Source organism: Plantactinospora sp. KLBMP9567 (genome assembly GCF_033446045.1).
Taxonomy (GTDB): Bacteria; Actinomycetota; Actinomycetes; order Mycobacteriales; family Micromonosporaceae; genus Plantactinospora.
This window is the reverse complement of record NZ_JAWQRR010000006.1, coordinates 237,500-262,870: the sequence shown is the minus strand read 5'-3', so window position 1 is coordinate 262,870 and position 25,371 is coordinate 237,500. Positions and strand designations below refer to the sequence as shown.

21 protein-coding genes are annotated in these 25,371 nt (G+C 73.3%); 10 read left to right on the top strand and 11 right to left on the bottom strand.

Features of this window, described 5'->3' with window-relative positions; translation table 11 throughout:
* Nucleotides 1-314 precede the first annotated feature (314 nt).
* Nucleotides 315-806, top strand: coding sequence for a glutathione peroxidase (locus R6Y94_RS03980; RefSeq protein ID WP_318394365.1), 492 nt, complete (start codon nucleotides 315-317; stop codon nucleotides 804-806).
* Between the two features lie 7 nt (nucleotides 807-813).
* Here the strand turns inward: R6Y94_RS03980 and R6Y94_RS03975 are convergent, their stop codons facing one another.
* Complete coding sequence (locus R6Y94_RS03975; protein WP_318394364.1) at nucleotides 814-1,782, bottom strand: TrmB family transcriptional regulator; 969 nt, start codon at nucleotides 1,780-1,782, stop codon at nucleotides 814-816.
* A 120-nt stretch (nucleotides 1,783-1,902) separates the two neighbouring features.
* Between R6Y94_RS03975 and R6Y94_RS03970 the strand changes: the two genes are divergently transcribed.
* The 4 genes from R6Y94_RS03970 to R6Y94_RS03955 all read left to right on the top strand — a co-directional run bounded on the left by R6Y94_RS03970 (nucleotide 1,903) and on the right by R6Y94_RS03955 (nucleotide 8,506).
* Nucleotides 1,903-5,742, top strand: a complete 3,840-nt coding sequence (locus tag R6Y94_RS03970) for a S8 family serine peptidase (RefSeq protein ID WP_318394363.1) — start codon at nucleotides 1,903-1,905, stop codon at nucleotides 5,740-5,742.
* A gap of 25 nt (nucleotides 5,743-5,767) precedes the next feature.
* Entirely contained in the window at nucleotides 5,768-6,661 is an 894-nt protein-coding gene (locus R6Y94_RS03965) for a hypothetical protein (protein ID WP_318394362.1), read from the top strand.
* Between the two features lie 220 nt (nucleotides 6,662-6,881).
* Nucleotides 6,882-7,757: a DUF4397 domain-containing protein gene (locus R6Y94_RS03960; protein ID WP_318394361.1), complete on the top strand. Its 876-nt coding sequence runs from the start codon at nucleotides 6,882-6,884 to the stop codon at nucleotides 7,755-7,757.
* Nucleotides 7,754-8,506, top strand: coding sequence for a class F sortase (locus tag R6Y94_RS03955; RefSeq protein ID WP_318394360.1), 753 nt, complete (start codon nucleotides 7,754-7,756; stop codon nucleotides 8,504-8,506). Before R6Y94_RS03960 ends, R6Y94_RS03955 begins: the two co-directional genes overlap by 4 nt.
* A 60-nt stretch (nucleotides 8,507-8,566) precedes the next feature.
* Here the strand turns inward: R6Y94_RS03955 and R6Y94_RS03950 are convergent, their stop codons facing one another.
* The 4 genes from R6Y94_RS03950 to R6Y94_RS03935 form a co-directional block, all read right to left on the bottom strand.
* Nucleotides 8,567-8,917: a DUF2203 domain-containing protein gene (locus R6Y94_RS03950; RefSeq protein ID WP_318394359.1), complete on the bottom strand. Its 351-nt coding sequence runs from the start codon at nucleotides 8,915-8,917 to the stop codon at nucleotides 8,567-8,569.
* Nucleotides 8,918-8,964: 47 nt separating this feature from the next.
* Nucleotides 8,965-9,783, bottom strand: a complete 819-nt coding sequence (gene proC / locus R6Y94_RS03945; RefSeq protein WP_318394358.1) for a pyrroline-5-carboxylate reductase — start codon at nucleotides 9,781-9,783, stop codon at nucleotides 8,965-8,967.
* A 203-nt stretch (nucleotides 9,784-9,986) separates the two neighbouring features.
* On the bottom strand, nucleotides 9,987-11,015 hold the full coding sequence (locus R6Y94_RS03940; RefSeq protein WP_318394357.1) for a 6-phosphofructokinase: 1,029 nt from the start codon (nucleotides 11,013-11,015) through the stop codon (nucleotides 9,987-9,989).
* Between the two features lie 331 nt (nucleotides 11,016-11,346).
* Nucleotides 11,347-11,856: a polyadenylate-specific 3'-exoribonuclease AS gene (locus tag R6Y94_RS03935; protein ID WP_318394605.1), complete on the bottom strand. Its 510-nt coding sequence runs from the start codon at nucleotides 11,854-11,856 to the stop codon at nucleotides 11,347-11,349.
* A gap of 491 nt (nucleotides 11,857-12,347) precedes the next feature.
* Between R6Y94_RS03935 and R6Y94_RS03930 the strand changes: the two genes are divergently transcribed.
* On the top strand, nucleotides 12,348-13,040 hold the full coding sequence (locus R6Y94_RS03930; protein ID WP_101367233.1) for a Crp/Fnr family transcriptional regulator: 693 nt from the start codon (nucleotides 12,348-12,350) through the stop codon (nucleotides 13,038-13,040).
* 355 nt (nucleotides 13,041-13,395) lie between these two features.
* On the opposite strand, the gene R6Y94_RS03925 is transcribed toward R6Y94_RS03930, so the two are convergent.
* Complete coding sequence (locus R6Y94_RS03925; RefSeq protein WP_318394356.1) at nucleotides 13,396-13,593, bottom strand: hypothetical protein; 198 nt, start codon at nucleotides 13,591-13,593, stop codon at nucleotides 13,396-13,398.
* A gap of 243 nt (nucleotides 13,594-13,836) precedes the next feature.
* Here R6Y94_RS03925 and R6Y94_RS03920 point away from each other — a divergent pair, with 243 nt between their 5' ends.
* The gene (locus R6Y94_RS03920; RefSeq protein WP_318394604.1) at nucleotides 13,837-17,391 is read left to right on the top strand and encodes an adenylate/guanylate cyclase domain-containing protein; all 3,555 of its coding nucleotides are present in this window, start codon (nucleotides 13,837-13,839) and stop codon (nucleotides 17,389-17,391) included.
* Nucleotides 17,392-17,421: 30 nt separating this feature from the next.
* Here R6Y94_RS03920 and R6Y94_RS03915 read toward each other — a convergent pair whose 3' ends face one another.
* A complete protein-coding gene (locus R6Y94_RS03915; protein ID WP_318394355.1) occupies nucleotides 17,422-18,153 on the bottom strand; it encodes a lysophospholipid acyltransferase family protein in 732 nt (243 codons plus the stop codon).
* A 257-nt stretch (nucleotides 18,154-18,410) separates the two neighbouring features.
* Here R6Y94_RS03915 and R6Y94_RS03910 point away from each other — a divergent pair, with 257 nt between their 5' ends.
* The gene (locus R6Y94_RS03910; protein WP_318394354.1) at nucleotides 18,411-19,262 is read left to right on the top strand and encodes a DUF308 domain-containing protein; all 852 of its coding nucleotides are present in this window, start codon (nucleotides 18,411-18,413) and stop codon (nucleotides 19,260-19,262) included.
* A gap of 163 nt (nucleotides 19,263-19,425) precedes the next feature.
* A complete protein-coding gene (locus R6Y94_RS03905) occupies nucleotides 19,426-20,841 on the top strand; it encodes a trehalose-6-phosphate synthase (RefSeq protein WP_318394353.1) in 1,416 nt (471 codons plus the stop codon).
* 89 nt (nucleotides 20,842-20,930) lie between these two features.
* Here the strand turns inward: R6Y94_RS03905 and R6Y94_RS03900 are convergent, their stop codons facing one another.
* Entirely contained in the window at nucleotides 20,931-21,737 is an 807-nt protein-coding gene (locus R6Y94_RS03900; protein ID WP_318394352.1) for an alpha/beta hydrolase, read from the bottom strand.
* Nucleotides 21,734-23,134, bottom strand: a complete 1,401-nt coding sequence (locus R6Y94_RS03895) for a flavin-containing monooxygenase (RefSeq protein WP_318394351.1) — start codon at nucleotides 23,132-23,134, stop codon at nucleotides 21,734-21,736. The genes R6Y94_RS03900 and R6Y94_RS03895 overlap by 4 nt, the downstream gene beginning before the upstream one ends.
* Before the next feature lie 266 nt (nucleotides 23,135-23,400).
* On the opposite strand from R6Y94_RS03895, the gene R6Y94_RS03890 reads away from it, so the two are divergent.
* Entirely contained in the window at nucleotides 23,401-23,598 is a 198-nt protein-coding gene (locus R6Y94_RS03890) for a hypothetical protein (protein ID WP_318394350.1), read from the top strand.
* Between the two features lie 14 nt (nucleotides 23,599-23,612).
* Here R6Y94_RS03890 and R6Y94_RS03885 read toward each other — a convergent pair whose 3' ends face one another.
* Both R6Y94_RS03885 and R6Y94_RS03880 read right to left on the bottom strand, forming a co-directional pair.
* Entirely contained in the window at nucleotides 23,613-24,374 is a 762-nt protein-coding gene (locus R6Y94_RS03885) for an endonuclease/exonuclease/phosphatase family protein (protein WP_412102682.1), read from the bottom strand.
* A 10-nt stretch (nucleotides 24,375-24,384) separates the two neighbouring features.
* Complete coding sequence (locus tag R6Y94_RS03880) at nucleotides 24,385-25,332, bottom strand: ROK family glucokinase (RefSeq protein ID WP_318394349.1); 948 nt, start codon at nucleotides 25,330-25,332, stop codon at nucleotides 24,385-24,387.
* Nucleotides 25,333-25,371 lie beyond the last annotated feature (39 nt).

Sequence of the window (25,371 nt, the reverse complement as noted above, 5' to 3'; positions counted from 1 at the left end):
AGTGAGGCGACGCTACTCAGCGGTTCACCGCTTCGTCAAGATGTCCATGTTTCGATTCGGTGCGCGGGGACCGGGGGCGCCGCCAGGGGAACGGGTTGGGCGACCGGTGACCGCGCGACGGTCGACGCGCGCTCGGCCCGACGGTCGACGCGCGCTCGGCCCGACGGTCGACGGGGCGGCCACGGGCAAGTGGGCGGGAAGTCGATCCTGTGGACGTCGGCGCCCGGTAGCCTCTGGGCCATGACCGAGCGGAAAGTGAATGCCAGTCGGGCACGGCGAGCGGGACGCGGCGACGAAGGTCGCGGGGACATCCGGTGAGCGTCTTCGACGTCCAGATCGGAGCGCTGACCGACGACGGGTTCGTCGGCCTGGAGCAGTTCCGGGGCAACGCCATGCTGGTGGTCAACCTCGCCTCCAAGTGCGGGCTGACCCCGCAGTACGTCGGGCTACAGACCCTGCACCAGAGGTACGCGGACCGCGGGTTGACCGTGCTCGGCGTACCCAGCAACCAGTTCGCCGACCAGGAGCCGGGCACCCCGGCCGAGATCGCCGAATTCGCCCGCTCCACCTTCGGGGCGACCTTCCCGATGACCGAGAAGATCGACGTGAACGGCCCCGGCCGGCACCCGCTCTACGCCGCGCTGGTCGACACGGCGGATCCCGGTGGACACTCCGGCGACATCCGGTGGAACTTCGAGAAGTTCCTGGTCGGCCCGGACGGCACCGCAGTCGCCCGGTTCGCGCCGCAGGTCGAGCCGGAGTCGCCGGAAATCACCGCCGCCATCGAACGGATACTGCCGAGGTAGCGGACCGCTAGAGCCAGCCGCGTTCGTGGGCCTGCCAGCCGAGTTGGAGTCGGGAGCGGGAGTTGGTGCGCTCCATCAGCACCTGCACCCGGCGTACGACGGTGCGACGGCTGATCCCGAGCCGGGCGCCGGCCGCCTCGTCGGTCAGGCCCGCCACCAGCAGCGACAGTAGGTGCCGGTCCTCGGCGGTGATGCCCACCGCCGTCGACACCTGCTCGGGCCCGGCCGCCGACAGCGGTGTCGCCTGGGTCCACAGCGTCTCGAAGAGCGCGACCAGGGCGTCCAGCAGCCCGCACGGGTGCACCAGCAGCGCGGCGTTGTGCGCCGACGCGGTCCAGGCCAGCGGCAGCAGCGCCAGGGTGCGGTCCGCGACCGCGAGCTTGGTGGGGAGCCCGACGGCGAGCCGGGCCAGTTCACCCGCGCGGATGTGCGCGGCCACGCTGGCCGCGAACTCGGGGTCGTCCAGCGCGCTGCTGTCGTAGACCGCCCGGTAGGTCACCCCGGCGGCCTCCCGGTCGAGCTGGGTGGTGTTCACCGAGGTCGGGATCGCGTACGGAGGCGCCACCAGCACCCGCATCTCCTGCCGCGCGCTGCGCTGCACCCGTTCGAAGGCCCGGCCGACCGCCGCCCGCCCCGACACGATCTCGATCAGCTCTTCGGTACGCCGGTTGCTCGCCCGCCCCTGCGCCTCGGCGGCGAGCCGGTGCGCCGCCTCCCGGGTCAGTTCCAGCTCCGCGTACCTGCGCCGGATCAGTTGTTCGACGGCGAGATCGGGCGGCACGGGTACGACCCGGTCGGCGGGTGGCGGGGTGCGGTGCACGAAGCCCTCGCGTTCGAGTACGCCGACCACCCGGCGTACCCGGGTCTCCGACAGCCCGAGCCGGTCCGCGAGGTCGACCAGCCGGGCGCCGCCCTGCCGGATCAGCGCCAGATACGCCGACTCCTCCACCGCGCTCAGCCCGGCGAACTTCAGCACGGCCGAACCTCCTGGCGCATCTAGGTCATGGCGCAGTTGCGCTCACTCCGGATCCTTTACCGACCTGGTGACGGAGTGTGACGCTGCCCGATGATCTAGCAGCACGTCAAGGGAGCTTTCGTGGTCAAGTCACCACGTACGGTCGTCGCGTTCGCGGTCACCGTCGCCATCCTGGCCGCCGGAGCCCCACCGGCCGCCGCCGGGCCGTACGGTGGCGCAGTCGCGCCAGCGGTCCCCTCCGGACCGGCGGCGGCGCACACCGTCACCCTGGTCACCGGGGACGTCGTCCGGCTCAGCACCTTTGCGGACGGTCGGCAGGTCGCCGAGGTGGACGACCGGGGCCCCCGGAAGGGGCTCGGCTTCCAGCTCTCCGAACGCGACGGTGACCTGCACGTCACACCGTACGAGGCGCTCCCGCTGGTCACCGCCGGGCGGGTCGACCCGGCCCTGTTCAACGTCACCGACCTGGTGGCCGAGGGCTACTCCGACGAGGCCCGGTCCACCCTGCCGCTGCTGCTCACCGGCGCCCCCGCCGGACCTGGGCTGCGGGCCGCCGCACCGGCGACCCCGGACGGCGCCACCCGGCACCGCGAACTGCCCAGCATCGGGGCGATCGCGGTCGGCACGGAGAAGTCCCGGGCCGTCGACTTCTGGTCCGCCGTGACCGGCGGTGCCGGCAACCGGTCGACGGCCGGCCCGACGGCGGCCGGGGCCGGCACCCTGGCGAGCGGGTTCGGCAGGCTGTGGCTGGACCGACGGGTCAGCGCCGACCTGGCCGAGAGCGTGCCGCAGATCGGCGCACCGCAGGCGTGGCGGTCCGGGTACGACGGCCGGGGCGTGAAGGTCGCCGTCCTGGACAGCGGCTACGACCCCAGCCACCCCGACCTCGCCGGCCGGGTCAGCGCGGCGGCCAGCTTCACCGGTACCCCCGAGACCACCGACCGGGTCGGGCACGGCACCCACGTCGCCGCCACCATCGCGGGCGCCGGCACCACCGTCGACCGGCGTACCGCCGGCACAGGTTCCGGCGGAAGCGGGCCGGGCGGCAAGGGAGTCGCACCCGGTGCCCGGCTGCTGATCGGCAAGGTCCTCGACGACCACGGGTCCGGAGACCTCTCCGGGGTGATCGCCGGCATGGAGTGGGCGGTGCGCCAGGGCGCCCGGGTGGTCAACCTCAGCCTCGGCGGCCCGGCCGCCGAGGGACCGGACCCGGTCACCGAGGCGCTCGACGCACTCTCCGCCAGCTCCGGCGCGCTCTTCGTGGTCAGCGCCGGAAACGCCGGCCCCGGCCGGCAGACGGTCAGCACGCCGGGCACGGCAGACCGGGCACTGACCGTGGGCGCGGTCGACGGCCGGGACCGGATCGCCGACTTCTCCAGCCGTGGCCCGCGACTCGGCGACGGTGCGGTCAAGCCGGAGATCACCGCCCCCGGGGTCGGCATCGTGGCGGCCCGCGCCGCCGGGACCACCCTCGGCGAGGTGGTCGACGCGGGCCACACCTCGATGTCCGGCACCTCGATGGCCGCCCCGCACGTCGCCGGGGCGGCGGCACTGCTCGCCCAGCGGCATCCGGACTGGCGGGCCGACCAGCTCAAGGCGGCCCTGGTCAGCAGCGCCGTCGAGAACCGGGACACCCCGGTCTGGGCCCAGGGCGCCGGCCGGGTGGACGTCGCCGAGGCCCTGGACCAGCCGGTCACCGTCGACACCGCGACGCTCGCCCTGGGCCGGGTCCCGGCCGGTACGCCGGCCCGGAGCGCCACCGTCGGCTTCACGAACCCCGGTCGCCGGCCGGTCACCCTCACCCTCTCCGCCGAGGCCCGCGACCTCGGCGCCGACCAGCGGCGGGCGGTGATCGGCGTCTCGCCGGCCCGACTGACCGTACCGGCCGGCGGGCGGGCCAGCGCGGTCGTCCGGCTCGACCCGGCCCGTACCGCCCCGAACCTGTACGCCGGGGTGCTGACCGCCCGGGGCGGCGGCACCGAGCTGCGTACCCCGATCGGGTTCCACGTCGTGCCGCCGACCCGGACGCTGACCATCGAGGCGGTGGACCGCCAGGGTCGGCCGCCGGCCGACTTCTACAGCCGGTCCCAGCTTTTCAACCTGGACACCGGCGAGGAGCACTGGGCGCACTTCGTCGGCGGGCGGCCCGCCACCGTCGAACTGCCGGCCGGGCGCTACGCCGTGACGACCTGGGTGTTCGGCCTGTCGGAGTCGGGCTTTGCCGAGGACGCCACGATGCTCGCCGAGCCGGAGCTGACCGTCGAGGCGGACCGGACGCTGCGGCAGGACGCCCGGAGCGGTCGGGAGATCCGGATCGACACCCCGGACCGGAGCACCGCCGCGCAGGCCGCGCTGGTCTGGCAGCGGGGTACGGCGGCGGCCACACTGCTCTCCGGCGAGTCGTTCAACCTGGACACCATCCGCCGGGTGTACGCGGCGCCGACCCGACCGGTGTCGACCGGCACCTTCCAGTTCTTCAGCCGGTGGGACCTGGCCGCGCCGACGCTCACCGCCGCGGTGACCGGCCCGGACGGCTTCCCGGTGCCGGAGCCACGGGCGGTCGAGGGCGCACCACTGCTGGACGGCCGGAGCAGCGCCCGGCTGGTCGACGGCGGCGACGGTACCCCTGCCGAACTGGCGAGGGCCGGTGCCCGGGACGCGGTGGTGCTGATCCGGCTCGACCAGGGCGGCGCGGAGGATCCCGGCGTCGCACAGTTGCGGGCGGCCGGTGCGGCCGGTGCCCGGGCGGCCCTGCTGGCCGGGCCGACGCCGGGCTACCACTACGCCAACGGGTACGGCTCTACGGTGCCGGCATACCGGGTGGACGCGGGCGTGGCGCAGCGGCTCCGGGAACGGCTGGCGGCCGGGCCGGCAACGATCGCACTCGACGCCGTCGCCCGGTCGCCGTACCGCTACGACCTGCTGCTGACGGAGCCGGGCCGGGTGCCGGAGGACCTGCACTACCGCGGTACCGAACTCGCGCTGGCCACGGTGGAGTCCGAGTTCCACCAGCACGCGCCGGAGATGGTCGCCCGGGAGACCAGGGCCGGCTATCCGGACGGGGTGTCGACCGGGTTCGGCTTCAGCCGGACCATCACCGCCGCGCACCGGCGTACCGACCGCGTCAGCACCCGGGGCGTCGCCTGGCGGAGCAGCGGCATCCTGGAGGCGTACCAGGTCGGCAACCCGCAGGGGCAGATGTGGGGGCCGCTGCGGGCCTACCGGGCCGGCGAGCGGGTCCGGGAGGTGTGGTTCCCAGCCCTGACCCGGCCCGCCGTGCCGGCGACGGTGACTCCGGACCACGCGTACGGGCTGCCGGTGAACCGGGCGTACGACGCGATCCGGGTCGCCGTCCCGCAGTACGCCGACGGCGCCGCCACCGCGTACGGCTGGGTCGACGGCCGCTCCGACCGCAGCGAGCTGACCCTGAGCCGGGACGGCAGGGTACTCGGCCGGAGCAGCGCCTCGTCCGCCCAGTTCACCGTGCCGGGCGGCACCGGTCGCTATCAGCTCCGGCTCGACGTCGCCCGGGACTCGTTCCCCGGCCGTCCCTGGTGGACCACCTCCACCGCCACCTCGACGACCTGGACGTTCCGCTCCGGGCGACCGCACGGCGACCGGCCGGTGGTGCTGCCGCTGCCCCAGCTCGGCTACGACATCGAGACAGACCTGGCCAACACGGTCCGGGCCGACCGGCCGTACCGGCTGGTGCTGCGCCCCGGCTACCAGCCCGGGGCGACCGGACCCGGCCGGTTCACGGTGCGGGTCGCGGTCTCGTACGACGACGGGGCGCACTGGCGGGACGCGACCACCCGGGGCGGCCGGGAGATACTGGCGACCCTGCCGGCGGCCCCCACCGGGGCGCAGTTCGGCACCCTCCGGGTGACCGCCGTCGACCGGGACGGCAACGGTGTCGAACAGACCGTCGTCCGGGCCTGGCGGGTGACCGGTCTGACCTGAGCCGCGGGTCTGCGACGCTGGATGGATGCGAGCGTCGGTCGGCCGGGAGTGCCGGGTTCTGGTGCACAGCCCCGTGCTGTGGTGCGGTCCGGTGCTGCTGGTCGCCGCCGCCGTGCTGCTGATGCCGGTCAACGCGGGCTACCACGACTTCTGGGTCAACTACGACCCGCAGGGCGACGACCAGCTCCTGGCCCGCTACCACACCGACGGTGTGCAGACCGCCACCTCCGGGTTCCTGGTCGGGCACCTGCTGGCGCTGCTGCTCGGTGCCGCGCTGGTGCTGGCCGACTACGCGCCGGCCCGACTTGCCGGTCCGGTGCCCGACCCTCGGCGGGTACTGCCCGGCAAGCTGACCGTGGCCGTCGGTGCGGGTCTGCTACTGGCCCTGCTCAACGCGGCGGTGAGTATCCCGCTGGCCGCCTCCGGCCTCGGCACGCCGCCGAGCCGGGCCCGGGTCGAGGCGGCCGGGCTCTCCTTCGACCCCGACCTGCTGGCCGATTCCGGGGTACGCCTGACCATCGCCGTCGGGCTCGCGATGTTTCCGCTGCTCGCCGCGGTCGGGGTGGGGCTGGGCGCGCTGGTCGGCACCTGGTCGAGGCTCTTCGCCGTACTGGTGCTCTGGGGGCTGGCGTCGATCGTGGTCGGCGGCGCGGTCAGCCTCTCCGCCCCGCGCCCGCCGGCCCTGGTGTTCGGGCTGTTGCTGGCGGCGTTGCCGATCAGCGGCCACGTCGCCATCGGCTGGGGCGCCCTCGCCGGGTCTCCGGTCGGCAGCGGCGAGGTGCCGACCGGGTATCCCGAACTGGCCGCCGTCGCCGCCCTGGCCGGCGGCCTCGGCTATGCGTCGTTCGGCTACCGGCTCGGCGCGGCGCTGCTCCGCCGCCGCCTCGCCGAACGGCAGCTCACCCGTCCGGGGCATTGACCCGGTCCGACCAGGCCCGGACGGTCGCCTTGGCGTTGCGTAACGATTGGGTCACTTAGTGTGGCAGGCTTGCTCCTCCCCCGGGTGCTCGGGACCCTGTCCCCGGCGCGCCCGGCCCCGCCGAACATCCACTCGCGACCACCGCCGGCCGGACGGACCGTGGGTGCGACATTCCGGGCCGCCGGGCCGATAACCTGCCGGCCACATCCCAGGAGGCGTGATGGAGCACCTCGATCGACCTGTCCAGACCGTGCGGCGGATCGTCGCGGCGGCCGCCGCCCTCGGCCTCGGCCTCGGCCTGTCCACCGCGGCCGCCAGTCCGGCCTGCGCCACTGCCACCGTCGGATACGTCCGGCTGGCCCACCTGTCGCCGGACACGCCCGCCGTCGACGTCTACCTCGGCCCGGCCAGCAGCTCGACCGAACCGCAGGTGTTCAAGGCGGTCGGGTACGGCGTGCTGTCGCCGTACCTGCCGCTGCCGACCGGGCCGTACGCCGTCGCGATGCGCCGGGCCGGCGCGCCGGCCAGCGACGCGCCGGTACTCACCACCGCCGTCTCGGTGAAGTCCGGCGAGGCGTACACGGTCGCCGGGGTCGGCCGGTACGCCGAACTCGGCCTGAAGGTGCTCGACGACGACCTGAGGGCACCCGCCGAGGGCCGGGCCAAGGTACGGGTGGTGCAGGCGTCGGTACGGGCACCCGTGATCGACGTCGCGGTGGCCGACGGGCCGAGCATCGCCGACGCCGTACCCTTCGCCACCACCACGCCGTACCACCAGGTCGAGCCGGGGCGGTCGACGCTGCGGCTGTCGGCGACCGGAGCGAAGGCGACCACGGCCGACGTGTCGCTGCGGGACGGGACGGTCTACTCGCTGCTGGTGCTGGACGCGAAGGCGGGCGGGTTGACCACCGAACTGCGCGTCGACGCGCGCGGCGGAGTGGTGGTGCCGAACGGCGGGGTGGACACCGGGGCCGGTGGCACGGCCGGGCCGGACGATCCGGCGTACCCGCTCGGGCTGGCCTCGGTCGGCGCGCTCGGCGTGGTCGTCGTCGCGGCGGCCGCCAGGTCCGCGCTGCGGCGCCGCCGGCACCCGTGACGGCGGCCCGGGCCGTGCCCGGCGGCGTCAACCTGCTGCTCTGCGCGGTCCTCGGGGCGAGCCTCGGCGTCGCGCTGACCGCCGACGCGCCGGCACCGCGCCCGACGGCGCTGCCGGGACCGGTCGAGCTGCCGGGGCCGGTCGCACCGCCGGGGCCGGTCGAACCGCCGGGATCGGTCCTGCCGCCCGGGACGGTCGCACTGCCGGGGCCGGCCGGGGGGCCGGGCTGCCCGGACGGCTGCCCCGGCACCCCGGCCGGCGCCACCCGCCGGGCACCCAGCGGAGCACCGACCCGGGTACGCATCCCGCGGATCCGGGTCGACGCCGCCCTGACCCGGCTCCGGCTGGACCGGTCCGGCCGGCTCGGCACCCCCCGCGACTTCGCCGAGGCCGGCTGGTACGCCGCCGGCACCGCACCCGGGGACGTCGGGCCGGCGGTGCTGGCCGGGCACGTCGACTCGACCACCGGACCGGCGGTCTTCGCCCGGCTCTCCGAGCTGCGCCCGGGCGACCGGGTCGAGGTGCGGCGCGGCGACCGGTGGATCCCGTTCCGGGTGACCGGGACCAGCCGGCACGCCAAGGAGGCGTTTCCGACCTACGCCGTCTACGGACCCACCCCCGGCCCGGAACTGCGGCTGATCACCTGTGGCGGCGCCTTCGACCGGCCCAGCCGGCACTACCGGGACAACCTGGTGGTCTTCGCCGTCGCCGAAGCGCCGGTGGTGATCCCCGGGTCGGCCGCCGGCTGACCCGCCCTACGACCGCCGGCCGAGTCCGGGCCACGACCGCCGGCTGAGGCCGGTGGGGGGTCAGATCGGGCGCCGCCCCGAGAAGCCGCACTCCACCCGGTGGTACCACCTCAGGTCGCTGTCCCCCTCCAGCCAGCACCAGAGCACCGGCCGGCGGTCCCGCTCGCCGGGAAAGTCGAGCAGTACCGGGGCGAAGCCCTTGACCTGGATGTCGTGCCCGGTCAGCTCCTCCAGGATGCCGAAGATCCGCGCCTCCAGCCCCTTGACCTCGGCCAGCCCGCCGAGCGGGCTCGTTCCCCGGTCGGTCAGGTCGGCCCGCATCTCGGCCAGGTCGGCGCGGAGCACAATCAGCTCGTCGATCCGTGGGCGCAGTGTCGCGATCAGGTGACGTGCCTGGGCAAGGGTGAACACGCGCACAGTATGGGGCACCCGGACCCGGATCGGACCGGACGTACGGCTCAGTCGTTCTGCGCCGCGATCTCCCGCGCCCGGTCCCGGGCCGCCTCCAGCGCGGCCAGCAGCGCCGCGCGTACGCCGTGGTTCTCCAGCTCCCGGATCGCCGAAATGGTGGTACCGGCCGGCGAGGTGACCGCCTCGCGCAGCTTCACCGGGTGCTCGCCGGAGTCGCGCAGCATCACCGCCGAGCCGATGGCGGTCTGCACGATCAGCTCGTGCGCCACCTGGCGGGGCAGCCCGAGCAGGATCCCGGCGTCGATCATCGCCTCGACCAGCAGGTAGAAGTAGGCCGGGCCGGAGCCGGAGAGCGCGGTCACCGCGTCCTGCTGGGATTCCGGCACCCGGATGGTCGCGCCCAGCGGCCGGAACATCTCCTCGGCGAGTGCCAGGTGCGCGGCGGTGGCGTGCACCCCGGCGGAGATCGCCGTCATCGCCTGGTCGACCAGGGCGGGTGTGTTGGTCATCACCCGGATCACCGGGGTGCCCTCGGGCAGCCGCCGGGCGAAGAAGTTCGTCGGCAGCCCCGCGCAGAGCGACACGACGAGCTTGTCGGCCGGCACCTTCGGGCCGATCTCGTCGAGCAGCGCGTCGGCGTCCTGCGGCTTGACCGACACCGCGAGGACGTCCGCCTCGGCGACCGCCGTCGGGTTGTCCACCACCCGTACGCCGTACCGGGTGGCGATCTCCTCGGCGCGGCTCTGCCGCCGGGTGGTCGCCAGCAGCCGGTCGACCGGCCAGCCCGCCCGGAGCAGCCCGGAGAGCATCAGTTCACCGATCTTGCCGGTGCCGATCACGGCAACGGTGTGCGCTCCCGGCGCCATCGCTCCTCCTCAGGTGGAAGCCGTCAAGCCATCGCGGGCAGCCGTCAGGCCATCGCGGGCAGCCGTCAGGCCATCGCGGGCAGCCGTCAGGCCATCGCGGGCAGGCGGCCACTCGGGCTGGGGGTGGCCGGCCGCAGCCGGCGGAGAGATCGAGCCCGGCCTCCCCGGGCCGGGTGCGGCGGCCACCCCACCACCACGAGTCGTCAGCTACCGAAGAAGACCTCGGCCTCGGTGTAGCGGTCCAGCGGCACGGTCTTCAGCTCCCGGGTCGCCTCGGCCAGTGGAACCCGGACGATGTCGGTGCCCTGCATGGCGACCATCTTGCCCCAGTCGCCCTCGTTGACGGCGTCGATCGCCTGCAGGCCCAGCCGGGTCGCGAGCACCCGGTCGAACGCGGTCGGGGTGCCGCCGCGCTGGATGTGCCCGAGTACGACCGTCCGGGCCTCCTTGCCGGTCTTCGCCTCCAACTGCTCGGCGAGCCACTGCCCGATGCCGCCGAGCCGGACGTGCCCGAAGGCGTCCAGTTCCTGGTTGTGCAGCACCATCTGACCGTCGAGCGGCTGGGCGCCCTCGGCGACCACCACGATCGGGGCGTACTGCTTCTGGAAGCGCTTCTCGACGTAGGTCGCGACCTGGTCGACGTCGAACTGCCGCTCGGGCAGCAGGATCACGTTCGCGCCACCGGCCAGACCGGCGTGCAGGGCGATCCAGCCGGCGTGCCGGCCCATCACCTCGACGACCAGGGTGCGGTGGTGGCTCTCGGCGGTGGTGTGCAGCCGGTCGATCGCCTCCATCGCGATGTTCACCGCGGTGTCGAACCCGAAGGTGTAGTCGGTGGCCCCCAGGTCGTTGTCGATCGTCTTCGGCACGCCGACCACCTGGACGCCGAGCTCGTGCAGCTTGGTGGCGACGCCGAGGGTGTCCTCGCCGCCGATCGCCACCAGCGCGTCCACGCCCTGCTGCGCCAGGTTGGTCTTGATCTGCTCGACCCCGCCCTCGATCTTGAAGGGGTTGGTCCGGGAGGAGCCGAGGATGGTGCCACCGCGCGGCAGGATGCCCCGCACCTCCGCGATGCCGAGCGGCTTGGTCAGCCCCTCCAGGGGGCCGCGCCAACCGTCACGGAACCCGACGAATTCGTGGTCGTAGCTGGCGACGCCCTTACGCACCACCGCTCGGATCACCGCGTTCAGACCCGGGCAGTCACCACCACCGGTGAGCACGCCGATACGCATGATCTGCTTCTCCTCCAGGAGCTTCGAGTGAGCCCGTCAAGCCCCAGGGTGAAAGTCAGGTCAGACCGTCGGCGTCGTTGCCGGCCCGGGGCGGGCCGTCATTGCGCACTGTAGTCGCCCGCCTGGGCCCGGACCACCGCGCCCCGGTCAGCGTCGGCGTGGCTGAACCGATGATGTCTTCGGGGTGAACGGAGTGCTCGCCCGCTCGGTACGTCGCCTCGGGAGGAGCGGACGGAGCGATAACCATGATCATCCGCCGAGCCGCCCGGTCCGGTACGGATGATCACGAGCCTCGTTCAGCCGGTTCGTCGCGGGACGATCACGAGCCGGTTCAGGACCGCGCCGGCCGGGCGTGCATCGCCTGCCAGCGGGCGAGGTTGTGCCGGGCGTCGACCAGCGCGTCGTGCCGGTCGGACGCGGCGTCCGGCAGCGGCGGGCTACCCCGGTCCTCCCAGCGCTGGCGCAGCTCCTTGGTGAACCGGGGGATCTCCCGGGGCAGTGCCGGCATGGCTCCCCAGAGCTGGGCGAGCGCCACGTGGTCGTACGCCGCGTACCAGGCCCAGAGCTCCAGCTTCTCCCCCGGCCGGTCCCGGACCGGCTCGATCAGGAACTCGTAGAGATCGTCCCGGATCCGCTCCCGGGAACGCCACGCCCCGTCGCCGGGCGAGGGCAGCTTGTCCAGGACGTGCCGGCGTACCCACGGCACCGCCCGGGAGTCGTCGAACTCGGTGGAGACCGCGTAGAACTCGCGACCGTACTCGTCGACGACACCGATTGACACGAGGTCGACGAGCCGGCCGTCCTCGATGAACTCGCAGTCGTAGAAATAGCGGTAGACCATCGCCGCCATCCTCGCCCATCCGTCCCGCCGTACGGGAATCGGGGGTGGATTTCCACCATTCGGCGCCGACGCGCCCGGCGGGGCTACCAGACGGGGCGGGTCGGCGTGGTGATCCCGAGGTGTCGGCGGATCACCACGCCCTCCCTGCCGGCCCGGCCGGCGCCCCCACGCCGGTCGGCACCCGGGTCCGCCGCGGCCGCCCAGCGGGACTGGCTCGCCCTCCGGCCGGTCGCGGCTCCCCCGCCCCCACGTATCCGCCACGCCCCCGTACGGTCCCCACCCAGTAGCGGATCTGACGTCAGAATGCCCGCTGGTCAGCGGCAGAACTGTCACAGAAGTGATTTGAGGGGTGTACAGCAAGCGACACGACCGTCATGATCTGATGTGTACCGCTACCGGACCCTACCGGTATCAGTTTCACCTTGCTTCTCCGGTCGGTTGCGGGTCGGCCGAGAGCAAAACTGGGATATTTACCGGGGAGGGGTTGAGCCGTGGAGGTTCGCCTGCCTGAGCCGGGCGACGCCCTCACCGGCGTCGACATGTTCGCCGGCCTGGAGCCCGAGGTGCGCCAACGGGTGATCGCCGCGGCGGTGCCCCGCACCTACCGCAAGGGACAACTGCTGTTCGTCGAGAACGATCCCGGCGAGTCCCTGATCGTGCTGCGTCGGGGAGCGGTCGCGGTGTTCCGCACCGCACCGACCGGCGAGCGCGCGGTGCTCAACGTCATCCGCCCGCCGGACGTACTCGGCGAGGTGTCCCTGCTGGACGCCTCCACCCGGTCGGCGTCCGCCGAGGCCATCGAGGACTGCACCGCCCTGGCGCTGTCCCGTGGCGCGTTCATGGAGCTGGTGCACTCCAACCCGCGCATCCTCGACGCGGTGATGCGGTCGCTGGGCGGGCTGATCCGCCGGCTGACCGAGCAGAACGCCGACCACGTCTTCCTCGACCTGCCGGGTCGGGTCGCCAAGACGCTGGTCCGGCTGGCCGGCGAGAGCCAGGCTCCCATGATCACCATCGAGCTCAACCAGAGCCAGCTCGCCGAGATGGCCGGCGGCTCGCGGCAGAGCGTCAACCAGGCCATCGGGTCGTTCGCCAGCCGGGGCTGGCTGCGTACCGAGGGGCGGCGGATCGTGGTGACCGACGTCGCGGCACTGCGCCGCCGCGCCGGCATGGCCGAGCGCTGACCCGGCCGCCGGCCGACGGCACCGGGCAAGCCCCGGCAGCCACCGGCAGCACCGTCGTCGCCGCGCACCGTCGACAGTGAACCCTCCCGGCCGCCCCTGGCGGTGAGCCCTCCCGACCTCCCCGGGCGGTGAAGCTTTCCGGCCTCCCCTGGCGGTCCGACGCGGCCGCGGGTATCGGTCGGGTGGCCGAACGCCGCGCTGTCCAGTTGAAACGTTCGGTGTCCGGCCGGCGGGAGCGGCCGGCGTTCCGGACGAGAGCAACGGCCGGCGTTCCGGACCGGAAAGCGACGGCGGGCGTTCCGGAGACCGACAACGGTTTCCGGAACGCCCGGTAAGGTGCTGGGCTCCGCGCCGATCAGGTCGCCCCGGGCCAGTTGGTCGTGTCCCGGCTGCCACTGCGGGTCGCCCCCGGCCAGTCGGGATTCTCTCCGCCGACGATCCCGGCGGCCTGGAGCTTCGCCAGGGTGGCGGCGTCCACGTCGATCATGTCCCCCGAGGAGTGGCCGACGCCGTCACCGTCGGTCCATTCCTTTTCCAGTCGGACGTACACCATTGCCCATCTCCCTGATAATCGTCGATCGGTAGGCGCCAATGACTGTATCTTGGATCACTATGGGTGGGACTGTCCGCTAGCTAACAGCCCGGTTCCCGACACCGGGCCGGACGCTGATACTCGGCGGTGGCGAACTCCCGCGCGCGACCGCCAGCGGCTCGCCGGAGCCTCCGGCCGGCGGCCACGGCCGGGCGGCAGCACCGGAGGTGGCCAGCACGTCCCTTCGACACGTAGGAGGACGGCATCTCCGCTACCTGCACCAGATGCGGCCGGATCGCCGCCGCCGGCGACCGTTACTGCGGCGGCTGCGGCACCGAGCTGACCCCAACCTGTCCGCAGTGTGACCAGCCACTCGCCGCCGATGCCGCGTTCTGCACCGCCTGCGGCAAGCCCCGGCCCACCCAGCCCGGCCGGCCAGCCCCGATGTCGCAGGAGGACCGGCGGCGGGTCAGCGTGCTCTTCGTCGACCTCATCGACTTCACCCCGTACGTCGAGCGGGCCGATCCGGAACTGGTCCGGGGCATGCAGACCGCCTTCTTCTCGGCGGCCCGCCGGGTCATCGGCCAGTACGGCGGGGTGGTGGAGAAGTACATCGGCGACGCCGTGATGGCGCTGTTCGGGGCGCCGGTGGCGACCGAGACCGACCCGCTGCGCTGCGTACGCGCGGGTCTGGAGTTGCAGCGGGTGCTGACCCGGTTCACCCCGACCGGCGCCGACCACCTGCGGTTCCGGGTGGGGGTGGCGACCGGTGAGGCGCTGGTGGACGTGGCCGCCGCCCGGGACGGCGGTCAGGCCATCGTGGCCGGTGACGTGGTGAACACGGCGTCCCGGATGCAGTCGGTGGCGCCGCCGGGCGGCGTACTGGTCTGCGGCACCACCTACGCACTGACCCGGGACGCAATCCGCTACTCCGAGCAGGCGCCGGTGACTCTGCGGGGGCGCTCCTCGCCGACCGAGGTGTGGTTGGCGGTGGCTCCGGTGGACCGGCAGCCACCGGACCAGGAGCCGGACACCACCCCGCTGATCGACCGGGAGCACGAGCTGGGGCTGCTGGTCAACGCGCTGCACCGGTCCATTCGGGACCGTCTGCCGCAGATGGTGACGGTGCTCGGGCACGCCGGCATCGGCAAGAGCCGGCTGGTGCGGGAGTTGTTCCGGCACACCGAGCGGTTGACCGACGAGCCGTTGACCTGGCGGGTCGGCCGCTGCCGGCCGTTCGGCGAGAACGTCACGTTCGCCGCACTGGCCGACATCGTCAAGGCCGAGGCGGGAATCCTGGACACCGATCCGGCGCCGGTCGCCACCCGCCGGCTGGAGTCGGCGCTGGTCGAGCTGGTCGGTCAGGGGCCGGCGGACCGGTTGATGGACGCGCTGCGCCCGGTGGTCGGGCTGCCGGGGCCGACGCTGCCGGCCGAGGAGTCCGAGTCGGCCTGGCGGCGGTTCCTGGTCGCGCTCGCCGCCCGCCAGCCGACCGTACTCGTCTTCGAGGACCTGCACTGGGCCGACGAGGCGATGCTGAACTTCGTCGAGCTGCTCGGGGCGTACGCGCAGAACGTGCCGCTGCTGCTGCTCTGCACCGCCCGCCCCGAGCTGGTCAACCGGGAGCCGAGCTGGGCCGGCACCATAACCGGCTCGATGAGTGTGACCCTGCCGCCGTTGCGGGACACCGGCATCGCCTCGCTCTACGGGCACATCTTCGGCCAGGCGGCCTTCTCGACCGACACGCTCAGCCCGCTGGTCGAGGTCGCCGACGGCAACCCGCTCTACGCACACGAGTACGTCCGGATGCTCATCGAACAGGGCGCGCTGCGCCAGTCCGGCCGGGGCTGGTCGCTGGAGAAGCAGCACGACCTGGCGATGCCGGACAGCGTGCACTCGGTGATCGCCAACCGGGTGGACCTGCTGGACGGTCCCGACCGGATGGTGCTGCTGGCCGCCTCGGTGGTCGGCATGCAGTTCTGGCCGGGCGCGGTCGCGGCGGCGCTCGGCCAGCCGGTCGAGTCGGTGGAGCGGGCGCTGCGCCGGCTGGAGCAGCGGGACTTCGTGCACGAGCAGGCCACCTCGGCGATGGCCGGCCAGCCGGAGTTCCGGTTCCGGCACGTGCTGGTCCGGGACGTCTGCTATCAGCGGCTGCCCCGGACCGAGCGGGTCGCCCGGCACGACCGGACGGCGGACTGGCTGGACGGCATGTCGCGGGGCCGGGACACCGACCTGGCCGAGGTGCTGGCCCACCACCGCTGGGCGGCGCACGAGATCGCGCACACCCTCGGGGTGGACACCGAGCGGTACGCTCCGCCGGCCCGGGAGGCGCTGCACCGGGCGGCCCGCCGGGCGTACGCGCTGCACGCGCTGGACGCGGCGGCCAGCCACGCCGGCCGGGCGCTCGGGCTGGCCGACGACAGCGACCCGGTCGGCCGGCTGCAACTGGAGCTGCTGCTCACCGAGATCTCCTACTTCCGGGACGGCACCGCCTTCCTGGCCGGCGGCGGCACCGACCAACTGCACGCCCTCGCGGACCGGCTCTTCGCGTACGACGAACCCGGCGGGGCCGCCCGGGCCTGGACGCTGCTCGGCAAGGCCGCCTGGCTGCGGGCCGACCGGGCCGAGGCACTGTCCTGTCTGGACCGGGCCGTCGAGCTGTTCGACGCGCTGCCGGACACCGCGCAGAAGGCGGACGCCTACGCCGAGCTGGGCCGGCTGCACATGCTCAACTACGAACGCGACCCTGCGGTGGCCGCGGCGGGCGCGGCGGCCGACATCGCCGAGCGGCTCGGCCTGGTCGAGACCCAGACCGACGCCCGGATCACCGTGGCGACCGCCCGTTACCAGTCCGGCGACCGGGCCGGGCTCGACGAGCTGCACACCATCCTGCGGTTCTGCCAGGACCACCAGCTCGTCGTGCTGCCCCGGGTGGTGCGCAACCTATCGCACGTGATGCGGGAGGAGGGCGACTGGATCCGCGCCGACGAACTGGTCGCGTCCTGCCCGGCGCTGGCCGAGGCCGAGGCGCTGTCGACCGGCGGCTCGGCGGAGGCGGTGCGCGCGTACTACGAGGGTGACGTCGGGCGGCTGCTGACCGTCGCCGACGGTTTCGTGGACACCCCGGCCGGTCGCTGGGACATGCAGGTCCGCGGAATGCGGGCGTACCTGCGGGTGCTGCGCGACGAGCCGGTGCCGGGCGGGACGCCCGCCGGCCGTCCCGGGGTGGCCGCCCCGGACGACGTGACGGACGCGCTGGAGACCGCCGGGCGCAGCGGCTTCCACCGGTTGCACTGGAACATGCTGGGCCTGGGCGCGCTGTGCCGGGCCCTACAGGGGCGTACCGGGCAGGCGGCGGAGCTGCTCGACGAGCTGGCCGAGTCGTGGGCGACCGTGCCGGCCCTGGCCAGCGGGGAGTGGATTCCAGCCGCCTCGTACGCCGCCGCGCTCACCGGCCGGGACTCGGCGGTACGCGTCCGGGAGATGCTGGACGCGGTCACCCACTCCACGCTCTGGGTGGAGGCGGCGGTGCGTACCGTGACAGCCGCACTGGCCGGCGCGGACGGTGACCATGCCCGGGCCGGGCAGCTCTACATCGCGGCGGCCGAGAGCTACGCGCGGATCCCGGACCTCACCGACCGGATGCTCGGGCTGGCGCTCGCCGCCGGTGAGCTGGCGCTGGCCGGTGACGACTCGGCCGCCGAGGTGGCGCTGGCCGAGGTACGCGCCTTCGCGCTGCGCAACCGGGTGCCCGGCCTGCTCCGGGTCGGCCACGGTCCACCGGCCCAGAGCGCCAGCACCCCGATGCTCGCCTCCTGAGCTGCCGGCCGCCGCTGCCCCGGATCGGGCTCAGGCGGCCAGCGAGTCGGTGGGCGACTCCGCGGCCACCGCGCCGGCCGTCGCCTTGAGCTGCTGGTTCTTGATCTTCTGAGCGTAGATGTCGACGTACTCCCGGCCGGAGAGTTCCATCAGCTCGTACATGATCTCGTCGGTGATCGCCCGCTCGACGAACCGGTCGCCGGACATCCCGGCGTAGCGGGAGAAGTCGAGCGGACGGCCGAACCTGATTTTCACCCGCTTGATCTTCGGCAGCAGCTTCCCGGGCGGCTGGATCTCGTCGGCGTTGAGCATCACCACCGGGACGACCGGGGCACCGCTGTCCAGCGCGAGCCGGGCCACCCCGGTCTTGCCGCGATAGAGCCGACCGTCCGGCGAGCGGGTGCCCTCCGGGTAGATCCCGGCGAGGTTGCCGGCCCGCAGCACCTTGAGCTGGGTGTCCAGCGCGGCCTGCGCGGCCCGCCCGCCGGTGCGGTCCACCGGGATGGTGCCGGTACCCACGAAGAACATCTTCACCAGCCGGCCCTTCAGCCCCTTGCCGGTGAAGTATTCGGCCTTCGCCACGAACGTCACTTTTCGCTTGACCATCAGCGGCATGAAGATCGAATCGGAGAACGACAGGTGGTTGCTGGCGATGATCGCCGGACCGGAGTCGGGTACGTTCTCCCTCCCCTCGACCTGTGGCCGAAAGATCAGCTTCAGCCAGGGCCCGAGGATGAGGTACTTCATCAGCCCGTACAGCACCAGTGTCCTTCCCGAGAGTCCCGCGCGTCCCCACGTCGGCCGCCGACCGGGCACCGACACGGGTACGCGTCGAGCCGGGCGTCGATGGCCGCGGGCGGGAACTGTCGGCAAGAAGCCTACGAAGCGGGTACGCCGCGCCACAACGCACTCCCGCAACCCGTGCCCGCCGTGTCACGATTCATTGCACGGCACATGCGGCGCAGCGGCGGTCGGCAACACGGCCGCGCGCGCCACGGGCCGGTAGGGAGGGTGTCGGGGTGTCAGCGGGTGGCGCCCGCCGGGGACGGCGGGACAACGGGCTGGAGGCGACGGAATACGCCGTCGCCGGCGACGTGGACCCGCGGCTGGGCGAGCACCTGCTCGACGTGCTGGCGGCGGGCGGCATCGCCGCCTACCTGCAACCCTCGGCCGACCTCAATCCGGTGACCCGGACCACCACCGTGCCGCCCCGCCCGGTGGACCGGCTCTATGTCGACCGCAGTTTCCTGGCCACCGCCCGGGACTACCTGACCCAACTCGCCGACGAGGACCCGCCGGGCCAGCCCCCGGCACCCCGCCCCGACCCTGACCCGGACGTGGAGGCGGAGTGGGCCCGGATCGTCGCCGGCTACCACACCGAGGTCGCGGCGGAGGGCCGGTCCTGGCCGGCCGCCGAGGACCTCGCGGTCGGCGAGCCGACCGACCGGGCCGCCGGGACGACGACCACCCGCCCGGGAGCCGACCTGCCGGGGCCGGCCGATCCGGGCGTACGCCGGCTGCCGTCCGCCACCGACATCTCCGGGATCTCGGTCGGCGGCCGGGCCGACGACCCCTCGCTGCTGGACGGGCTGGACACCTTCGGCGCTGACCTGCCGGACGACCCGGAGGAACGCTACGTCCCGCCGCCACCGCCGCCGCTGCCCCGGCTCTCGAAATACGCGGTCGTCGGGGTGCTGGCCATCGTCGCCGGCTTCGCGCTCTTCCTCTTCCCGCACCTGCTCCCGATCGACCGGGGCCTGGTCACCATGCTCGGCTTCGCCGGCATCCTCACCGGTTTCGTGACGCTGATCTGGCGGCTCCGGCCCGGCAACGAGGAGGACGACGACCCCGACGACGGAGCGGTGGTCTGAGCCCTGCCGTCCAGATCGCGAGATTCATCACCCCGTGGAGGCGAGGCGTAACACTCGCGTAATTTCCCGTCAGTAGGAATACTGCTGTAAGTTACCTTCCCCTCACGACTACCCCGATCGCTCCTATTCGCGGTGGTCGCCTCGCCCGGAACGAGGTGCCCGATTGCGACAGAGTTCCCTCGTGGTGGTGGCCAACCGGCTGCCCGTCGACGACAGCGTGGCGCCGGACGGCGCCTGTGAATGGCGCCGCAGCCCTGGTGGGCTGGTCAGCGCATTGCACCCCCTGCTCCAACACACCCCGGCGACCTGGGTGGGCTGGGCCGGCGGTACCGGTCCCGCCCCCCTGCTCGCCGACATCGACGGCGTACGCATGCACACGGTGGCACTCGCCGCCAACGACGTACGGGACCACTACGAGGGCTTCGCGAACTCGACGCTCTGGCCGCTCTACCACGACGCGGTGGAGCAGCCGGTCTACCACCGCCGCTGGTGGGAGGCGTACCAGCGGGTCAACCAGCGGTTCGCCGAGGCCGCCGCGGAGGCCGCCGAGCCGGGCGCCGTGGTCTGGGTGCAGGACTACCACCTGCAACTCGTACCCGGCCTGCTCCGGGCGATCCGCCCCGACCTGCGGATCGGCTTCTTCATGCACGTGCCGTTCCCGCCGCCGGAGCTGTTCATGCAGCTTCCCCGCCGCGCCGAACTGCTGCTCGGGATGCTCGGCGCCGACCTGGTCGGCTTCCAGCGCCCGCAGGCGGCGCACAACTTCGCCCAGCTCGCCACGAAGGTGCTGGGGTTGGCCGCCACCGACCGGCGGATCGCCGTGGACGACCGGGTGGTGCGGATCGGCGCGTTCCCGGTCTCCATCGACATGGCCGAGATGGAGGCGCTGGCCGGCCGCCCGGACGTGGTCGCCCGGGCCGCCCGGATCCGGCGGGACCTCGGAGATCCCCAGCACATGCTGCTCAGCGTCGACCGGATGGACTACACCAAGGGCATCGAGCAGCGGTTGAAGGCCTACAGCGAGTTGCTCGCCACCGGGCACGTCAAGGTGCGGGACACCGTGATGGTGCAGGTCGCGGTGCCGAGCCGGGAGCGGGTCGAGCAGTACCAGATCCTCCGGGATCGGGTCGAGCGCGAGGTCGGCCGGATCAACGGCGAGTTCGGCCGGGTCGGTGAGCCGGCGATCCACTACCTCACCCAGCCGTTCGACCGGGCGGAACTCGCCGCGCTCTACCGGGCCGCCGACATCATGGCGGTGACCCCGCTGCGGGACGGGATGAACCTGGTCGCCAAGGAATATGTCGCGGCCCGGGTCGACAACGGCGGTGCGCTGCTGCTCAGCGAGTTCGCCGGTGCCGCTGCGGAGTTCCCGGAGGCGTTCCTGGTCAACCCGCACGACCTGGAGGGTCTCAAGCTGACCCTGATGCACGCGCTCCAGGCCATCCCGGCCGACCTGACCGCCCGGATGAGCGCGATGCGCGAGCAGCTCCGGGTGAACGACATCCAGGCCTGGGCCCGCTCCTATCTGACCGCGCTCGACCAGACCGGGCACCTCGTCCAACGGCTCACCCCCACCTGACCGGCGATGATGATCCGGGAGCGTTCGGCCCGCCATGGCGAGCTCAACGCTCCCGGATCATGTGCGGGTCAGCCGCGCGGCGGTGGGGTTCAGCCGGCGGGGTCTTTGTCGAGCCAGTCGAGGATCGCGTCGATCGGCTCCCGCCACCGGGCGTCCAGCATCATGTCGTGCCCCATGCCGGGAAAGAGCAACGGAGCGACACCGTACCGGCCGGCCGCCCGGGTCAGCGCCGACGGCGGCACCACCCGGTCGTCCGGGCTGCCGACCACCAGCATCGGCGGCCTGCCCACCGCCGGCTCGACCGGTCGCTGCCGGAGCAACTGCCACTGTGCCCGGGCCGAGGCCCGGCCGAGTCGCGCGGCGTATTCCCGGGCCGCCGCGTCCGGCAGCTCGCGGCTGAACAACTGACGGTGGTGCAGCCGCAGCCGGCCGCCGAAGACCGCCGGCAGCGTACCGGCGAGGTTGCGGCGCAGCGCGGCACCCAGCGTGCCCCAGCCGCCGAAGACCGGCGCGATCAGCACGCCGGCCCGGGCCGGGTAGCGGGCCAGCGCGTGTGCCACCACGAGCGCGCCGGCACCGTGCCCGACCAGCACCGCCTGCCGCTCCAGGCTGGTGGCCACCTGGACCACGTCGTGCGCGTACGCCCGCAGCGTCGCCTTCGGCGCCGGGCCGCTGCCGCCGTGCCCGCGCAGGCTGACCGCGTGCGCCGGGAACGCCCTCGACGCGGCGTGTTCGAGCCAGTGCTCGGCGAACGCCCAGGCCCCGTGCCCGAACCCGGGTACGAAGAGCAGCGGCGGCTTGCCCTCCGGCGCCTCCGGCGTGGCGGCGCGTACCTCCCGGAACACCGCCGGCACCGGACGGGTCCAGTCCCGCACCCGTACGACCCGGGTCTTCACGCCGCCACCTCCAGTTCGTCCAGGGTGCGCTGCAACACGCGCAGATAGTCGATGTGCCCGATCTCGAACCAGTGCCGGGTGCTCTCCTTCACCTTGGCGGAGTGCCACCGGGTGCCGGCCTCGGCGTCGACCCGGGCGGCGAAGGAGCGGGCCCGTTCCGGCGCGGTCTCGCGCAGCCGGAGCCAGCGGGCGATCACCACCGCCTGCCAGTGCACCAGCGGCAGCAGGCCGGAGTCCGGCTGGAGCAGGCCGGCCACGGCCAGCGTCGGATGCCGCCGGGGGAAGGCGTTGAGATAGAGGGAGGGTCGGCCCGACGCGTCCGTGCCGAGCAGCTCGGGCGCCAGGAACTCGAAGCGCGGCAGGTAACCGGTGGCGAAGACCACCAGGTCCGGCTCGATCTCCTGCCCGTCGACCAGGGTCACGCTGTTGCGGCGGAACCGGCCGACGTCCGGCACGGGCGTGATCGAGCCGTGCCCGAGCTGGTAGACGAGGTGGCTGTTGACGATCGGATGGGTCTCGAAGACCCGGTGGTCGGGGCGGGGCAGCCCGAACCGGGTGAGGTCGCCGACGGTCAGCTTCAGCACCCGGTGGAACAGCCACTGCCGCAGCCGCAGCGGCAGCCGGTATGGCGCCAGTGAGTCGTTGACCTGGTCGGCCGGGCGGCCGAAGGCGTACTTCGGGGCGTACCAGTAGCCGCGCCGGGTGGAGTGCCAGCACTTGGCCGCCTGCTGGCCGGCCTCGACCGCGATGTCGCAGCCGGTGTTGCCGGCCCCGACCACCAGTACCCGCTTGCCGCGTACCTGGGTGGCGTCCTTGTACGCCGACGCGTGGATCACCTTGCCCCGGAACTCGTCCAGCCCCTCGTACGCCGGCATCTTCGGTGCCCAGTTGTGCCCGTTGGCCACCACCACGGCGGCGTACCGGGAGGTGCGCTCGGCTCCGTAGCCGCCGGTGCTGCGGGTGGTGACGTCCCACCGGTCCCCGTCGGCCGGCTCGACCCGGACGACCTCGGTGCCGAACCAGATGTGCGGCCGCAGGTCGAAGTGGTCGGCGTAGTGCTCCAGATAGGACAGTAGCTGGCTGTGGTGCGGATAGTCCGGCCAGCCGTCCGGCATCGGGAAGTCGGGATATTCGGTCAGCGGGCGGGACGAGATGAGGTGGGTGCTGGCGTAGACCGGGCTGCGGTCGTGCCGCCAGTTCCAGGCCCCGCCGACCCCGGTCTCCCGTTCGTAGCAGTCGACGCCGAAGCCGTACTCCTTCAGGTTCTTTATCGCGGTGAGGCCGCTGGCCCCGGCGCCGATCACGCAGACGGTGCCGTCCCGGTCGTAGACCGGGCGTCCGTCCCGCCAGAGGGTCGCGCCCGGGTCGTTGCTCTCCTGGTCACTGAAGGTGGACACCGAAGAATCTCCTTTTGTCCGGCACGAGTGCCGACGTGCGGGGGAATCCTCTCGGCTGCCGTCGCCTTTTGTCCAGCCCAACGCGCGCCGTTGTGCGGGGAGCACGACCGGATCTGGTGTCGGCCGCGATTGCTCCGCTCGACGGTTCTGCCGCTGACAGCGTGGGCTGCTCACTACTCAGCAGGGATACGGTCACGTAACGATCCAGAGCGAGGGCTCAGGTCACCGGACGGTGCACGGGCGTGTGCCCTGGCACACTCGGCACCGTGTTGCCCACCATCACGTTGCGGAACGCCGGCACCGCCGCCATCGTGGTCGGACTGCTCGTCGCCGTCCTCACCCTCGGCACCAGCACCGACCGTCCGTTCGTCCTGGCCCTGCTCCTCGTGCTCGTCGGCACCGGCCTACGGCTGGAGGCCGCCATCCGGGCGCGGAACGTACGCCCCCATGACGCCGACCGCTGACCCGAGGTGAGGATTCAGCCGGCGGCCGGCAGCAGCAGGTCGGCGCGGATCGGGAAGTGGTCGCTGGCCCGCCGGGTCTGCTCGGTGTCCACCACGTCGTAGCCGAGCACGCTGATCCGGGGGTCGACGAAGAGCGCGTCGATCCGGTCGCGCGGTTGCCGGCAGGGATAGGTGAACCGGGACCCGCCGCCGGCCACCACGGCCGCGTCGGTCAGCCCGTCGGCCACGGTACGCCAGGCGCCGCCGCCCGAGTTCTCGTTGAGGTCCGCCCCGACCACCACCGGCAGCCGCGTCGCGGCCAGCTCCTGCTTGAAGAGGTACGCCTGGCCGGGGCGCTCGGTCGGGTCGGTGGAGAGGTGCGAGCCGGCCAGAGTGAACCGGGAGGCGCCGATCCCGCAGTCGGCGAAGACCGCACCGCGCATGTGCCGGCCCGGCGTCAGCGGAAACTGCCGGCACCAGCTCTGGTAGACCCGGACCCGGAGGCTGGTCAGCAGCAGGTTGCCGAGGGCCGGCAGGCCGCCGCCCGCGACCACCAGATCGAGCCGGTCGGCCAGGGTCGCGCACTTGTGCCGCCAGCGGAACCGGCGCGGCGCCTCCTGCACGATCACCACGTCCGGCTCCATCGACCGGACCGCCTCGGCCAGCGCGTCGACGTCGTCGCGCTGCCCGTGCACGTTGTAGGAGAGCACCCGAAGGCGCACCGGTGACGCCTCCGCGCCGGAGGACTGCTGCTGACCCACGCCGTACCCCTTGCTCTGCTGTTCCCCGGCCCGCATGCCGGCCCGGCTAGCGGCGCCGGGCCAGGTCGGCGGCGCCGACCATGCCGGCCGAGTTGCCCAGCTCAGCGGGGCGGATCTCGGCCACCGGAATCTTGGCACGCGCGGCGAGAGCGTCCATGAAGGACCGACGGGTCGGGCCCATCAGCAGGTCACCGGCCTCCACCACACCGCCCCCGACCACCAGCACCTGAGGATCGAGGATCTGCGCCATGTCGGCCAGCCCGATGCCGAGCCAGTGCCCGATCTGCGCGAAGGCGGTGCCGGAGACCGGGTCGCCGGAGCGGGCGGCGGCGGTCACCATCGGGCCGCTGATCGCGTCAACGTCGCCGCCGGCCAGGTCGAGCAGGATGGTGGCCCGGGCCGGCTCCTGCCGGGCACCGGCCCGGGCGAACCTGACCAGGGCGTTGCCGCTGGCGTACTGCTCGATGCAGCCGAGCCGGCCGCAGCCGCAGACGTGGCCGTCCGGCACCGAGAGCATGTGCCCGAGTTCGGCGGCGATGCCGTGCGCGCCGCGCAGCAGCTCCCCGCCGAGCACGATGCCGCCGCCCACTCCGGTACCGATGGTGAACAGCACCATCGAGTCGTCGGCGTCCCGGGCCGCCCCGTACCGGAACTCGGCCCAGGCGGCGACGTTGGCGTCGTTCTCCACGATCACCGGCAGCCCGACGGCGTTGCCGACGAAGTCGCGCAGCGGTTCGTCCCGCCAGGCGATGTTCGGGGCGAACAGCACCGTCGACCGGTCGGCGTCGATCCAGCCGGCGGCCCCGATCCCGACGGCGTCCACCTCGTGCTCGGCCGCCAACTCCTTGACGACCTCGACGATCACGTCGCGGGTCCTGGCGACGTCGTCCGCGGGAGTGTCCCGGCGTATCCGCGCCCGCACCTCACCGTCGACGTCGACGACCCCGGCGGCCACCTTGGTACCCCCGACGTCGACTCCGATGGTCAGCGTCACCGAGCCGCTCCCCTCTGCCACACCGCACCTCGCGGTCAC

Bases quoted from the DNA above. Each gene is read 5' to 3' on its own strand.
- R6Y94_RS03935 (WP_318394605.1), bottom strand. From the start codon at position 11,856: ATGGTCTACCGCTATTTCTACGACTGCGAGTTCATCGAGGACGGCCGG.
- R6Y94_RS03925 (WP_318394356.1), bottom strand. From the start codon at position 13,593: ATGGTGTACGTCCGACTGGAAAAGGAATGGACCGACGGTGACGGCGTC.
- R6Y94_RS03960 (WP_318394361.1), top strand. From the start codon at position 6,882: ATGGAGCACCTCGATCGACCTGTCCAGACCGTGCGGCGGATCGTCGCG.
- proC (WP_318394358.1), bottom strand. From the start codon at position 9,783: ATGGCGCCGGGAGCGCACACCGTTGCCGTGATCGGCACCGGCAAGATC.
- R6Y94_RS03885 (WP_412102682.1), bottom strand. From the start codon at position 24,374: ATGCGGGCCGGGGAACAGCAGAGCAAGGGGTACGGCGTGGGTCAGCAG.
- R6Y94_RS03965 (WP_318394362.1), top strand. From the start codon at position 5,768: ATGCGAGCGTCGGTCGGCCGGGAGTGCCGGGTTCTGGTGCACAGCCCC.
- R6Y94_RS03940 (WP_318394357.1), bottom strand. From the start codon at position 11,015: ATGCGTATCGGCGTGCTCACCGGTGGTGGTGACTGCCCGGGTCTGAAC.